This window comes from Pseudomonas sp. BGI-2, from assembly GCF_004310295.1.
Taxonomy (GTDB): Bacteria; Pseudomonadota; Gammaproteobacteria; order Pseudomonadales; family Pseudomonadaceae; genus Aquipseudomonas.
Map to the genome: position 1 here is coordinate 1 of NZ_SISB01000013.1, position 12283 is coordinate 12283.

The window sequence follows — 12283 nt, forward strand, 5'->3', positions numbered from 1 at the left end:
CTCTACAGACAAGGTCAGGAGCAAATCCTGCCTTCAGGAGCGATCGGCCTCCCCCAGAAACGCACTTGCTGTTGTATGAATCCTTAAGCGTAACCTCTCTCGTTGGAATCAGGGTCAACATACAAGGAGCGAGCGGTGCGGCGATCCGACTTGCCCGCGAAGCTTTTAATAAAACATCGACCGCGACTCTTCCAGATCCCGGCACATCGCCTCGTTCTCTGGATCGATCCCCAGTTTCTTGAAGGCTGGCACACTGAACGCGTCGACGCGGGCCAACGGATGGTCGGTGTCCTTGTGGCAATACAAGCTGGCCACCTGAACCAGATCAACATAATCGACCCGCTCGGACTGGCGCTTGAAATCCAGATACAACCCCGGCAACTGAACCAGCATTTCCGGAAATTCCCAGACCCTGAGCAGCTTGTCGCCGATCAAGGGGTGAATACGGTCGATGACATGATTGAGGCTGACCGGGTCAGAGAGCAATTCATAATGGTCTTCGGCGTAGGTCAGGATCGGCAGGACGCCAATCTGATGCACCAGTCCGCCAAGGGCTGCCTGATCAGGTTTGAGTTGCGTGTAGCTGCGGCACAGCGCATAGCTGACCCCGGCGATTTCCAGGCTTTTACGCCAGACATCGCGCATTTTCTGCTCCACCACTTCAGAACGGGCGTGGAAAATCTGTTCCATCACCAGGCCGATCGCCAGATTACTGCTGTAGTTGACGCCCAGCCGTGTGATCGCCGTGTGCAGGTCAGTCACTTCCTGAGTCGCGCGCAGCAGCGGGCTATTGACCACTTTGATCAGGCGCGCCGACAGCGCCGTGTCACGGCCGATCACTTTACTCAGGGCGCTGACACTAACCTCCGGATCTTCAGCGGCCTTGCGAATCTGCAGGGCCACTTCCGGTAACGTTGGCAGAACCAGGTCATCGTTATCGATGGCCTCAACCAAATCCTGTTGGACCTTATCCGCCAGCTCGCTCATTTCTTTTCTCTAGGGTGTTGCAACAAGTGCTGCGGTTAACGCTGGATTTCGCGATCGCGATCCAGTTGATAAGGCAGGTCTAGCAGGTGCAGGGCTGCCCCTTCGAGGGCGCCCAGATGAATATCGCCACCTTCTGCTGCTTCGGCTTGCAGCACGGCCAAGAGTTCAATGTTTTGCCCGGCGTTGGCGGCCAGCACCACTTCGCCGATAGAGCTGCCGTGGGACGGGGAAAACAGTTGCGTGCCAGGTTCGGGCAATTCGCTGGCATCCAGTGTCAGGCGATACAAGCGGCGCTTGAGTTTGCCCAGGTACTGCATGCGCGCGACGATTTCCTGGCCGGTGTAGCAACCCTTTTTGAAACTCACGCCACCGACGGCTTGCAGGTTGAGCATCTGCGGGATGAACAACTCGCGGGTGCTCGGCATGACCTGGCCGATCCCTGCGCGGATCTGGCCCAGCAGCCATTGATTCAGATTGCCTTCGGCCAACAGGGCGGACAACTTGCCCTTGGTGACGTCGGCCTGATCGGCAGCGACCCACAGTTCGGCGCGATCCGGCGAGACGCGAATGGCGATCAGACCTTCATGGCGCACGACGCTGTCAGAGTCTGCCGGCAACTCAAGACCCAGGCTGCTCAGTGCAGCATCGCCATGATCGAGGCCGAAGCGGACCCAGGCAGCGCTTTCATCGGTTAATTTCGACTTGGAGAACACGGCGTACTTTTTCAGGTCTGCCAACTGCGGTTCGAGCAGTTCGGTGGCCATCGCCAGCAGAACGCCGTCACCTTCCAGCACAATCCGGAAACTCGACTGCATCCGGCCTTTCTGCGTGCAGCGGGCGCCGAGACTGGCCTGAGTATCGCTCAGGTAATTGAGGTTGCAGGTCAATTGGCCTTGCAGGAATTTGCCGGCGTCCGCGCCGCGGACTGCAAGAACGCCTTCATGGGACAGGGTGCAGAAAAAAGCAGAATCGGCCATGGGTCATCGCAGGGTAAAGAGTCTGGGGGACATCATAAGGTGGCGCTCTCGAAATGGGTAGTTCACAAAGGATCGATGGCGCCCGACCAAAGCCGAGTGTTCGACCGGGCGTGGGGCTGTATACTTGCCGCCTATTTGAGGAGCGCTCCATGGTCGAAGATGTTGAACTGAATCGCCTCTACTGGCACAGCCGCCGCGGCATGCTCGAGCTTGACGTATTGCTGGTGCCGTTCGTGAAAGAGGTCTACCCGCACCTCAACGACGTCGACCGCGATTGCTACCGCAAGCTGCTCGAATGCGAAGATCAGGACATGTTCGGCTGGTTCATGGAACGCGCCGAATCGGAAGATCCGGAGCTTCAGCGAATGGTTCGCATGATCCTGGATCGTGTCCAGCCCAAGTAATGCGTTCGAATGCCGCTGGCATGCCTCGCGGCAGTTGCTGGCGGCGTATCTTGTAGCCCAGCTGTTCGCGCTGGGTTCATTGCTACTTCTTTCTATACCGGTCTGGGCCAGTCTGCTCGGCGTGACGCTGTGTGTGATTCACGGATTCTGGTTACTGCCGCGACAGATTTTGCTGACACATCCACAGGCATTTCGCGGCTTGCGTCGCGATGCCGATGGTTGGCAGTTGTGGAATCAGGCCTCCGGTTGGCAGTCCGTGCAGCTGCGACCGGACAGCCTGGCGTTGCCAATGCTGGTGGTCCTGCGTTTTCGACTGCGAGACGAACGGCGAGTCAGATCAATCTGCGTTCCCCACGATTCGCAGGCCGCCGATTTGCACCGACGCCTGCGGGTGAGGCTCACCTTCAGTCGACGTAGGTGGGCGGCACCAGAATAGTGTCCAGCGCGACCGGCAGCATGTTCGGGTAGTCGAGTGTGTAATGCAGGCCGCGACTTTCCTTGCGCTCCATGGCTGACTGAATCATCAGCTCCGCCACCTGGGCCAGGTTGCGCAACTCGATCAAATCCCGACTGACCTTATAATTGCTGTAGAACTCGTCAATTTCGTCCAGCAGCAACCGCACGCGGTGCTGCGCGCGTTGCAGGCGCTTGTTGGTGCGCACGATGCCGACGTAGTCCCACATGAATCGCCGCAGTTCATCCCAGTTGTGCGCAATGATCACGTCTTCATCGGAATCGGTGACCTGGCTCGCATCCCAGACGGGCAGGGCGATCGGAATCGAAACCTGCGGCAACTGTTCCAGAATGTCCGCCGCCGCCGAACGGGCGTAAACGAAACACTCCAGCAGCGAATTGCTGGCCATGCGGTTGGCGCCGTGCAGGCCGGTGAAGCTGGTTTCGCCGATGGCATACAGCCCCGGCACGTCGGTGCGACCGTTCTGATCGACCATCACGCCGCCGCAGGTGTAGTGCGCCGCCGGAACCACTGGGATCGGTTGCTTGGTGATGTCGATGGAAAACTCGAGGCAGCGTTCATACACCGTCGGGAAGTGGCTCTTGATGAATGCTTCGGGCTTGTGGCTGATGTCCAGATAGACGCAGTCAACACCCAGGCGCTTCATCTCATGGTCGATGGCGCGGGCGACGATGTCCCGGGGCGCGAGTTCGGCACGCGGGTCGAAGCGTTGCATGAAGCGCTCGCCGTTGGGCAGCTTCAGGTGCGCACCTTCACCGCGCAGGGCTTCAGTGATCAGGAAACTCTTGGCTTGCGGGTGATAAAGACAGGTCGGGTGGAACTGGTTGAATTCCAGGTTTGCCACCCGGCAACCCGACCGCCAGGCCATGGCGATGCCGTCACCGCAGGCGCCGTCGGGGTTGCTGGTATAGAGGTAGACTTTTGCCGCGCCGCCGGATGCGAGGATCACGAATCGTGCACCGTAGGTGTCGACTTCGCCGGTGCTGCGATTGAGGACATAGGCGCCGAGACAGCGATCGCCTTCGAGGCCCAGGCGTTTTTCGGTAATCAGATCAACCGCAACCCGCTGTTCCAGCAATTCGATGTTTGGTCTCTGTTTCGCCTGGGCGAGCAAAGTTCTGAAAATCGCCGCGCCCGTGGCATCGGCGGCGTGAATGATGCGTCGATGACTGTGACCGCCTTCGCGGGTCAGGTGAAATTCGAATCCGCCGTCTTCGGTACCGGATTGTTCATCGCGGGTAAACGGCACACCTTGGTCGATCAGCCATTGAATGGCTTCTTTACTGTGCTCGACGGTAAAGCGCACGGCGTCTTCATGGCAGAGTCCACCACCGGCATTGAGGGTGTCCTCGACGTGGGATTCGACAGTATCGGTGTCATCCAGAACGGCAGCGACGCCGCCCTGGGCCCAAAACGTCGAGCCGTTGGCGAGGTCGCCTTTGCTCAGTACGGCGATGCGCAAATGACCGGGCAAGGTCAGCGCAAGGCTCAAACCGGCAGCGCCGCTGCCAATGACCAGAACATCGTGTTGAAACTGTTGGCTCATTTCAGGATTCCGCTTAAAGCGACCCGGGTCGGGGTTGGCGCAAGACTCCTGGAACGGCGAGTCAAGGCAGCCACACAGCCCACTAGTATATAGAGGGGGGGAGCGGCACAATACCCGAGCGCATATGGCATTGTGAAACTACTGTGACGGAAAATACCTGACGCTTCGTCGGATGGTTTTTCGCCCGGTTCGGTGACAAGGCGACTGTATCAGCGATTTAACAGTTTTTTTCTGTTCACGGTCGCACAATGTCCCTTTCGCCCGGCTATAAATATTTGGAACTTTTGCCAAAGGCCCAAGATCAATAGACGGTGCCTGAAAAGAAGGACAGTGTCGGTTTCAGGTCGGGACGTGCGGTTTGGTCCTGGTCAGTGAATCCGACGACAAGATTATTCGCGCAGCCGGGTCATGCCGAGCTGCGCTTTTCGTGCGTGCCAAATCAGAGCCCGCAGGAAACTTGCTTGGAGGGGGAGAACTTTTGCGAAAAGCCCGAGTCTATGTTTGCAAGTCTGGTCGTTTAGTTATGCAAGCCTCCTCCGAGCTTATCGAGGAGTGTTCATGCTAACCCAGGAAGAGGATCAGCAGCTCGTTGAGCGCGTTCAACGCGGCGACAAGCGAGCTTTCGATCTGCTAGTGCTGAAATACCAGCACAAAATTCTCGGGTTGATCGTGCGTTTCGTGCACGACACCCATGAAGCCCAAGATGTGGCACAGGAAGCCTTTATCAAGGCCTACCGCGCACTTGGAAATTTTCGCGGAGATAGCGCGTTTTATACGTGGCTTTACCGCATCGCCATCAACACGGCGAAGAATTATCTGGTTTCACGCGGCCGTCGGCCGCCGGATAGCGATGTCAGTTCCGAAGATGCAGAGTTCTACGATGGCGATCATGGCCTCAAGGATCTCGAGTCGCCAGAGCGTGCATTGCTGCGGGATGAGATCGAAGGCACCGTCCATCGAACCATTCAGCAACTGCCAGAAGATTTGCGTACGGCTTTAACTTTACGTGAATTCGATGGTCTGAGTTACGAAGACATTGCGGCGGTCATGCAATGTCCGGTGGGTACCGTGCGCTCCCGGATTTTCCGCGCTCGGGAGGCCATCGATAAAGCCCTGCAGCCGTTGTTGCAGGAAAACTGAGACAGCGGCGATAGCCAAGAGAGGAACGCCATGAGTCGTGAAGCCCTGCAGGAATCGCTGTCCGCAGTGATGGATAACGAAGCGGATGAACTGGAATTGCGTCGGGTATTAAATGCCTTTGACGATGTTGAAACCCGTGAAACATGGGCTCGTTATCAGATCGCTCGGGCAGTTATGCACAAGGATCTGCTACTTCCACGTCTGGACATCGCCGCGGCAGTTTCTGCTGCTCTGGCCGACGAAGCCGTACCGGCAAAAGCCTCCCGTGGTCCATGGCGCAGCCTGGGTCGTCTGGCTGTTGCTGCTTCGGTGACCGTTGCCGTGCTGGCAGGTGTGCGTCTGTACAACCAGGACGAGATCGCTGGTGTCGAACTTGCTCAGCAATCCAGTCAACCGGGTCTGGCCGTTCCTCAGGTCAAGGGTCCAGCTGTATTGGCAGGCTATAGTGAGAGTTCGGAAGCCACTGGCCCTATGGCCAACGGCGTATTGCAAGGTCAACCAGGCTGGCACGATCAGCGTCTGCCAGGCTACTTGCGCCAACATGCTCAACAGGCTGCACTGAAAGGTACTGAGAGCGCTCTGCCTTACGCTCGTGCAGCAAGCCTGGAAAACCGTTAAGGAGGATCATGCGCGCCATACCTCTACTTTCGCTTCTGCTCGGTGGCTGGTTTGTTGTTCCAGCCCACGCCGATGAAGCCCAGGACTGGTTGACACGTCTTGGTCAGGCCGAGCAACAGCAAAGCTTTCGCGGCACTTTCGTTTACGAGCGTAACGGTAGTTTTTCTACCCATAACATCTGGCACCGCGTTCAGGATGGCAAGGTACGCGAGCGTTTACTCCAGCTCGACGGCTCAGCACAGGAAGTCGTGCGCATTGATGGGCATACTCAATGCGTCAGTGGCCTTCTGATAGCAGGGCTTGGGGATTCACCCAACTCCGCTGCTCGTGCACTCGATCCACAAAAGCTGAAAAATTGGTATGACCTTGCCGTCATTGGCAAGTCGCGTGTGGCTGGGCGTGCGGCAGTGATTGTCTCACTTAAGCCACGTGATCAGCATCGCTACGGTTTTGAGCTTCACCTTGATAAGGAAACCGGCTTGCCGTTGAAGTCATTGTTACTCAATGACAAAGGGCAGTTGCTCGAGCGCTTCCAGTTCACCCAATTGGATACTGCCAGCGTGCCTTCGGAAAACGACTTGAAGGCCGGCGACGATTGCAAGGCTGTGACCCTCGACGGTGACAAGGCTTCCCCCGTCAAGGCCGCCCAGCTCTGGCATTCGGACTGGCTTCCACCCGGTTTCGAGTTGACCAGCAGCAGCGCCCGCAAGGATACAGAGACGAAAACCCAAGTCAACAGTCTGATGTATGACGATGGTCTGGCGCGCTTCTCGGTATTCCTTGAGCCGTTGAACGGTGCGACCGTCACCGACACCCGCACCCAATTAGGCCCTACCGTTGCTGTTTCTCGGCGCTTGACCACCCCTCAAGGCGAGATGATGGTGACCGTGGTTGGCGAGATCCCGATTGGTACTGCTGAACGGATTGCGTTGTCCATGCGCACCGATGCCACTGCAACCAAGTAGTGAGCTGATGCCGAAATGTTTGGTGAGCATTTCAGTTTGCAAAAAAACCTGAATTTTTCTATAGGTCAGAGCCTCACGGCTCTGGCCTTGTTTTGTTGTTCCCGGAACAAAAATACCGGCGTATCTTTCCCGGTATTCCTTGCTCCATATCGCTTAACCATGCTCGTCGTAACGGGAGCCGTATGTCGATACCACGCTTGAAGTCTTATCTTTCCATTGTTGCCACCGTGCTGGTGCTTGGTCAGGCGGTCACTGCTCAAGCAGTCGAGTTGCCTGACTTCACTCAATTGGTCGAGCAAGCCTCGCCCGCAGTGGTGAACATCAGTACCACACAAAAGCTGCCGGACCGCAGAGTGTCAGGCCAGATGCCCGACCTTGAAGGCCTGCCACCAGCACTGCGCGAGTTCTTCGAGCGGGGCATGCCGCAGCAGCCACGCTCGCCTCGCGGTGATCGCCAGCGTGAAGCGCAGTCACTGGGCTCGGGTTTCATCATCTCGCCTGACGGCTACATCCTGACCAACAACCACGTGATCGCCGATGCCGACGAAATTCTCGTTCGTCTCTCCGACCGCAGTGAATTGAAAGCCAAGCTGGTTGGCACCGATCCACGTTCCGACGTGGCATTGCTGAAAATCGAAGGCAAGGACCTGCCAGTCTTGAAGCTGGGCAAGTCCCAGGACCTGAAGGCCGGCCAATGGGTCGTCGCGATCGGCTCGCCGTTCGGTTTCGACCATACCGTGACCCAAGGCATCGTCAGCGCTGTCGGTCGTAGTCTGCCAAACGAAAACTATGTGCCGTTCATCCAGACCGACGTGCCTATCAACCCGGGTAACTCAGGTGGTCCGCTGTTCAACCTGGCCGGTGAAGTGGTGGGGATCAACTCGCAGATCTACACCCGTTCCGGTGGTTTCATGGGCGTGTCGTTCGCGATCCCTATCGATGTGGCAATGGACGTTTCCAATCAGCTGAAAAGTGGCGGCAAAGTCAGCCGTGGCTGGTTGGGTGTAGTGATCCAGGAAGTGAACAAGGATCTGGCCGAGTCGTTTGGTCTTGATAAGCCGGCCGGTGCGCTGGTGGCCCAGATCCAGGAAGATGGCCCAGCTGCCAAGGGTGATCTGCAAGTAGGCGACGTGATCCTGAGCATGAACGGTCAACCGATCGTCATGTCTGCCGATCTGCCGCATCTGGTGGGCGCACTGAAAGAAGGCGAGAAGGCCAAACTTGAAGTGATTCGTGACGGCAAGCGCAAGAATATCGAGCTGACGGTTGGCGCGATCCCTGACGAAGGCAAAGAGCTGGACTCGAAACTGAAGTCAGGCGTCGAAACCAGCAGCAATCGTCTGGGCGTTGCCGTCGCCGATCTGACCGCTGAGCAGAAGAAGACCTACGACCTCAAAGGCGGTGTGGTGATCAAGGAAGTTCAGGATGGGCCTGCATCGCTCATTGGCTTGCAGCCCAATGATGTGATCACTCATCTGAACAACCAGGCAATCAACGACAGCAAAGAGTTCGCTGAAATCGCCAAGGCGCTGCCGAAGAATCGTTCGGTGTCCATGCGGGTTCTGCGCCAAGGTCGTGCCAGCTTCATCACCTTCAAACTGGCTGAATAAACCGGTTGTCGGCTGAATAAAAAACCGCCTCGAAAGAGGCGGTTTTTTTGTGCCTGAAGCTTTTGTGTTCCTGAAGCAGGTCAGCCCATCATGTCCTTGACCATGCGTTCCTGCTCCATCAACTCACGCTGCCGGGCGTCGATACGCGACGACAACGGGAAGTTGGTGCCGGCCTTGCGCTTGGCGAAGTCCAGTTGCTGAATGGCCTGACGATAGTCGCCAACCAGGGCGAAGTACTCCGCGCGAGCCTGATGCAGGCCGATGATGTTGCCTGACAGACCGCGCGTCTCGGCCACCTGATACCACACGTCCGGATCATCCGGACGCGACTTGAGCAGCCCTTCGAGCGCCTTCTCGGCATCGGCGGCGCGGTTTTGTTTCAGCAGCAGATCGACGCGCACCTGGTTCAGCGGGTAGTTGCCGGGGTACTGGGTCAGCATCCGGTCAACCCGTGTTTGAGCATCGGGCAGACGATTGTTGGTGATGTCCAGATCGACCTGCGCCAGGTTGTAGATGATCTCATTCGGTGATTTGGCCAGCAGCAGTTTGAGGTTCTCGCGAGCTTCATTCAACTGGCCGCCCTTGATCTGGGCGATCGCCAAGCCATACCGGGCGACGTCGTTTTTCGGGTTCTCGTCGAGTTGCGCGCGGAAACGCTTGGCGCCCAGGCCTGGTGTTTCTTCATAGACCAGCTGAACGCGTGCACGAATCAGCTGATACCGCATGGTGTCTTCGATGCCGCCCGGTTTGGCCTGTTCGGAGCGGTTGCGGGTGTCGGCGATCCGCGATTCGGTCACCGGGTGAGTCAGCAAAAATTCCGGCGGCTTGGCGTCGAAGCGGTACTGACGCATCAACCGCTCGAACATGGTCGGCATCGACCGCGGGTCGTAACCGGCCTTTTCCAGATTGAGGATGCCGATGCGGTCCGCTTCCTGCTCGTTCTGGCGCGAGAAGCGTCGCTGCTCCTGAATCGCAGCCGCCTGAGTACCCGCAATCGCCGCGATCCCGGCGTCACCGGCACCGGCAGCCGCAATGACGATACCGGCCAGCAGAGCGGCCATCATCGGGACTTGCATGCGCTGTTGGGCTTCAACGCCACGGGCAAAGTGGCGCTGCGACAAGTGAGCCAATTCGTGCGCCAGTACCGAAGCGTATTCGCCCTCGGTCTGCGCATTGAGGAACAGACCGCCGTTGACTCCGACAATCCCGCCCGGCGCCGCAAAGGCGTTGAGCTGCGGGCTGTTGATCAGGATGAACTCCAGGCGCCGGTCATTGACCTGGCTGGTTTCGACCAGTCGGTAAACGCTGGATTCGACGTAATCCTTGAGCTGCGGATCGTTGAGCTGCGAGACCTGGCTGCGCAACAGTGCCAGCCACGCACGGCCCAATTGGTATTCCTGTTGCGGCGAGACAATGGCAGAACTGGCGTCGCCGAGTGACGGCAAGTCGTCGGCGAAGCCCGGTGAGGCGAGCAGGCAAGCGAGCGTCAGCAGGGTAGGGCGCAAAAAAGTCATGCACAAAGCCTTAGTCGACAAAGACCTTACTGTAGCCGGACACTTCGCTTGGGACCAGATATTCTAGGCAACTCCACCACCTGACCCGGAGCGATGTAATGACCGACGCTGTAGCCCATGACGCCGAACTGGACGCCAGTGGCCTGAATTGCCCATTGCCATTGCTCAAGGCCAAGCTGGAGCTCAATCGAATGGCCAGTGGCGCGGTGCTCAAGGTGATCGCCACCGATGCGGGCTCCCAGCGCGACTTTCGCACCTTTGCCCGATTGGCCGGTCATACGCTGCTTCGCGAAGAAGATGAGGCGGGTGTTTACCGCTACTGGCTGAAAAAAGCCTGAAACCTGCTGCGTTCGTTTCTAAGGATTATTGATGTTCAAGGTGTTACGCGACTGGATTCAGCGCTATTTTTCCGACGAAGAAGCCGTGGTGCTGGCCGTGCTGTTGTTTCTGGCCTTTACCGCCGTGCTCACGTTGGGCGGCATGCTCGCACCGGTGCTGGCGGGGATGGTGCTGGCGTATCTGATGCAAGGCCTGGTCGTCACCCTCGAACGCCTGCGCATGCCCGGCGGGGTGGCGGTGGGGCTGGTCTTCGCGTTGTTCATGGGCGTGTTGCTGGTGTTCATCATTGTCGTGGTGCCGTTGCTCTGGCATCAGCTGATCACGCTGTTCAACGAACTGCCCGGCATGCTCGCCAAGTGGCAATCGTTGCTGTTGCTGCTGCCCGAACGCTATCCGCACCTGGTATCGGACGAGCAGGTGCTGCAGGCCATCGAAGTGGCGCGGGGGGAGATCGGCAAGTTCGGTCAGTGGGCGCTGACGTTCTCGCTGTCGAGCCTGCCGTTGCTGGTGAACATCATGATCTATCTGGTGCTGGTGCCAATCCTAGTGTTCTTCTTCCTCAAGGACCGCGAGATGATCGGTCATTGGGTACGAGGCTATCTGCCCCGTGAGCGGGCGTTGATCACCCGGGTCGCTCACGAGATGAATCGTCAAATTGCCAACTATATTCGCGGCAAAGTCATTGAGATTTTCATTTGCGGTGGTGTGACCTACATCGGGTTCGTCGTGCTGGGGCTCAACTACGCAGCGCTGCTGGCATTGCTGGTGGGCGTGTCGGTGGTGGTGCCGTATGTCGGAGCGGTGGTGGTGACCGTGCCGGTGCTGCTGATTGCGCTGTTCCAGTGGGGCTGGAGTGATCAGTTCATCTATTTGATGGCGGTCTACGGGATTATCCAGGTCCTGGACGGCAATGTGCTGGTACCGCTGTTGTTCTCGGAAGCGGTCAATCTGCATCCGGTGGCAATCATCTGTGCGGTGCTGTTGTTTGGCGGGTTGTGGGGCTTTTGGGGGGTGTTCTTTGCGATTCCCCTGGCGACGCTATTCAAGGCTGTGCTGGATGCGTGGCCGCGGAAGGAACAGGTGGTGGCGCCGTTGCTTTAACCGTCATCTCTAATTTTGCAGTGAGGCTGATGGCGTCTTCGCGGGCAAGCCCGCTCCCACAGGATTAACGCCAACCCTGTGGGAGCGGGCTTGCCCGCGATGGCGTCAGAACAGACGCCAGAATCTTAGGCTTTATTGAGAGCCTGAGCCGCAGCCAACACCGCATCCACATGCCCCGGCACCTTCACACCGCGCCATTCCTGACGCAGCACACCGTCCTTATCAATCAGGAACGTGCTGCGATCAACTCCCATGTATTCCTTGCCATACAGCTTCTTCAGCTTGATCACATCAAACAACTGGCACAGCGCTTCTTCCTTGTCGCTGATCAGCTCAAAGGTGAACGCCTGCTTGGCCTTGAAGTTTTCGTGGGACTTCAGGCTGTCGCGAGAAACACCAAACACTTCAGTATTGGCCGCTTTAAAGGCGTCCAGCTGATCGCGAAAGCCCTGACCTTGAGTGGTGCAGCCCGGCGTGCTGTCCTTCGGATAGAAGTAGATCACCACTTGCTTGCCTTTAAGGCCTGCGAGGCTGACGGTCTGTCCATTGGTGGCGGGTGCTTCGAAGTCGGCAACCGGTTGGTCGATGGCAACGGCCATGAAAGCTT

13 protein-coding genes are annotated in these 12283 nt (G+C 57.8%); 8 read left to right on the plus strand and 5 right to left on the minus strand.

What is annotated here, in order from left to right; genetic code table 11:
- Window positions 1-165: 165 nt before the first annotated feature.
- Together EYC95_RS10965 and EYC95_RS10970 are read right to left on the minus strand one after the other, a co-directional pair.
- Window positions 166-987: an HDOD domain-containing protein gene (locus EYC95_RS10965; RefSeq protein ID WP_131060364.1), complete on the minus strand. Its 822-nt coding sequence runs from the start codon at window positions 985-987 to the stop codon at window positions 166-168.
- 35 nt (window positions 988-1022) lie between these two features.
- Window positions 1023-1964, minus strand: a complete 942-nt coding sequence (locus EYC95_RS10970) for a folate-binding protein YgfZ (RefSeq protein WP_131060365.1) — start codon at window positions 1962-1964, stop codon at window positions 1023-1025.
- Between the two features lie 149 nt (window positions 1965-2113).
- Here EYC95_RS10970 and EYC95_RS10975 point away from each other — a divergent pair, with 149 nt between their 5' ends.
- Both EYC95_RS10975 and EYC95_RS10980 read left to right on the plus strand, forming a co-directional pair.
- Window positions 2114-2368: a succinate dehydrogenase assembly factor 2 gene (locus EYC95_RS10975; RefSeq protein ID WP_007944081.1), complete on the plus strand. Its 255-nt coding sequence runs from the start codon at window positions 2114-2116 to the stop codon at window positions 2366-2368.
- Window positions 2352-2804, plus strand: coding sequence for a protein YgfX (locus EYC95_RS10980; protein ID WP_131060366.1), 453 nt, complete (start codon window positions 2352-2354; stop codon window positions 2802-2804). Before EYC95_RS10975 ends, EYC95_RS10980 begins: the two co-directional genes overlap by 17 nt.
- On the opposite strand, the gene nadB is transcribed toward EYC95_RS10980, so the two are convergent.
- On the minus strand, window positions 2773-4389 hold the full coding sequence (gene nadB, locus EYC95_RS10985) for an L-aspartate oxidase (RefSeq protein WP_131060367.1): 1617 nt from the start codon (window positions 4387-4389) through the stop codon (window positions 2773-2775). The two genes, EYC95_RS10980 and nadB, sit on opposite strands and share 32 nt — an antisense overlap.
- Before the next feature lie 558 nt (window positions 4390-4947).
- Between nadB and rpoE the strand changes: the two genes are divergently transcribed.
- The 4 genes from rpoE to EYC95_RS11005 all read left to right on the plus strand — a co-directional run bounded on the left by rpoE (window position 4948) and on the right by EYC95_RS11005 (window position 8722).
- On the plus strand, window positions 4948-5529 hold the full coding sequence (gene rpoE / locus EYC95_RS10990; RefSeq protein WP_007944079.1) for an RNA polymerase sigma factor RpoE: 582 nt from the start codon (window positions 4948-4950) through the stop codon (window positions 5527-5529).
- Between the two features lie 30 nt (window positions 5530-5559).
- A complete protein-coding gene (locus tag EYC95_RS10995; RefSeq protein ID WP_131060368.1) occupies window positions 5560-6147 on the plus strand; it encodes a sigma-E factor negative regulatory protein in 588 nt (195 codons plus the stop codon).
- Window positions 6148-6155: 8 nt separating this feature from the next.
- Complete coding sequence (locus EYC95_RS11000; protein WP_131060369.1) at window positions 6156-7112, plus strand: MucB/RseB C-terminal domain-containing protein; 957 nt, start codon at window positions 6156-6158, stop codon at window positions 7110-7112.
- Window positions 7113-7294: 182 nt separating this feature from the next.
- Window positions 7295-8722: a DegQ family serine endoprotease gene (locus EYC95_RS11005; RefSeq protein ID WP_131060370.1), complete on the plus strand. Its 1428-nt coding sequence runs from the start codon at window positions 7295-7297 to the stop codon at window positions 8720-8722.
- Between the two features lie 80 nt (window positions 8723-8802).
- Here the strand turns inward: EYC95_RS11005 and EYC95_RS11010 are convergent, their stop codons facing one another.
- The gene (locus EYC95_RS11010) at window positions 8803-10236 is read right to left on the minus strand and encodes a M48 family metalloprotease (protein WP_131060371.1); all 1434 of its coding nucleotides are present in this window, start codon (window positions 10234-10236) and stop codon (window positions 8803-8805) included.
- 98 nt (window positions 10237-10334) lie between these two features.
- On the opposite strand from EYC95_RS11010, the gene EYC95_RS11015 reads away from it, so the two are divergent.
- Together EYC95_RS11015 and EYC95_RS11020 are read left to right on the plus strand one after the other, a co-directional pair.
- A complete protein-coding gene (locus EYC95_RS11015) occupies window positions 10335-10574 on the plus strand; it encodes a sulfurtransferase TusA family protein (RefSeq protein WP_028621876.1) in 240 nt (79 codons plus the stop codon).
- Window positions 10575-10605: 31 nt separating this feature from the next.
- The gene (locus EYC95_RS11020) at window positions 10606-11676 is read left to right on the plus strand and encodes an AI-2E family transporter (protein WP_131060372.1); all 1071 of its coding nucleotides are present in this window, start codon (window positions 10606-10608) and stop codon (window positions 11674-11676) included.
- Window positions 11677-11801: 125 nt separating this feature from the next.
- Here EYC95_RS11020 and EYC95_RS11025 read toward each other — a convergent pair whose 3' ends face one another.
- A complete protein-coding gene (locus EYC95_RS11025) occupies window positions 11802-12275 on the minus strand; it encodes a peroxiredoxin (RefSeq protein WP_010462257.1) in 474 nt (157 codons plus the stop codon).
- Between the last annotated feature and the right edge of the window lie 8 nt (window positions 12276-12283).

Excerpts from the sequence above, each read along its gene's own strand:
- rpoE (WP_007944079.1), top strand. The coding sequence starts at position 4,948 with ATGCTAACCCAGGAAGAGGATCAGCAGCTCGTTGAGCGCGTTCAACGC.
- nadB (WP_131060367.1), bottom strand. The coding sequence starts at position 4,389 with ATGAGCCAACAGTTTCAACACGATGTTCTGGTCATTGGCAGCGGCGCT.
- EYC95_RS11025 (WP_010462257.1), bottom strand. The coding sequence starts at position 12,275 with ATGGCCGTTGCCATCGACCAACCGGTTGCCGACTTCGAAGCACCCGCC.
- EYC95_RS11000 (WP_131060369.1), top strand. The coding sequence starts at position 6,156 with ATGCGCGCCATACCTCTACTTTCGCTTCTGCTCGGTGGCTGGTTTGTT.
- EYC95_RS10975 (WP_007944081.1), top strand. The coding sequence starts at position 2,114 with ATGGTCGAAGATGTTGAACTGAATCGCCTCTACTGGCACAGCCGCCGC.
- EYC95_RS10970 (WP_131060365.1), bottom strand. The coding sequence starts at position 1,964 with ATGGCCGATTCTGCTTTTTTCTGCACCCTGTCCCATGAAGGCGTTCTT.
- EYC95_RS11020 (WP_131060372.1), top strand. The coding sequence starts at position 10,606 with ATGTTCAAGGTGTTACGCGACTGGATTCAGCGCTATTTTTCCGACGAA.
- EYC95_RS10995 (WP_131060368.1), top strand. The coding sequence starts at position 5,560 with ATGAGTCGTGAAGCCCTGCAGGAATCGCTGTCCGCAGTGATGGATAAC.
- EYC95_RS10965 (WP_131060364.1), bottom strand. The coding sequence starts at position 987 with ATGAGCGAGCTGGCGGATAAGGTCCAACAGGATTTGGTTGAGGCCATC.
- EYC95_RS11010 (WP_131060371.1), bottom strand. The coding sequence starts at position 10,236 with ATGACTTTTTTGCGCCCTACCCTGCTGACGCTCGCTTGCCTGCTCGCC.
- EYC95_RS11015 (WP_028621876.1), top strand. The coding sequence starts at position 10,335 with ATGACCGACGCTGTAGCCCATGACGCCGAACTGGACGCCAGTGGCCTG.
- EYC95_RS11005 (WP_131060370.1), top strand. The coding sequence starts at position 7,295 with ATGTCGATACCACGCTTGAAGTCTTATCTTTCCATTGTTGCCACCGTG.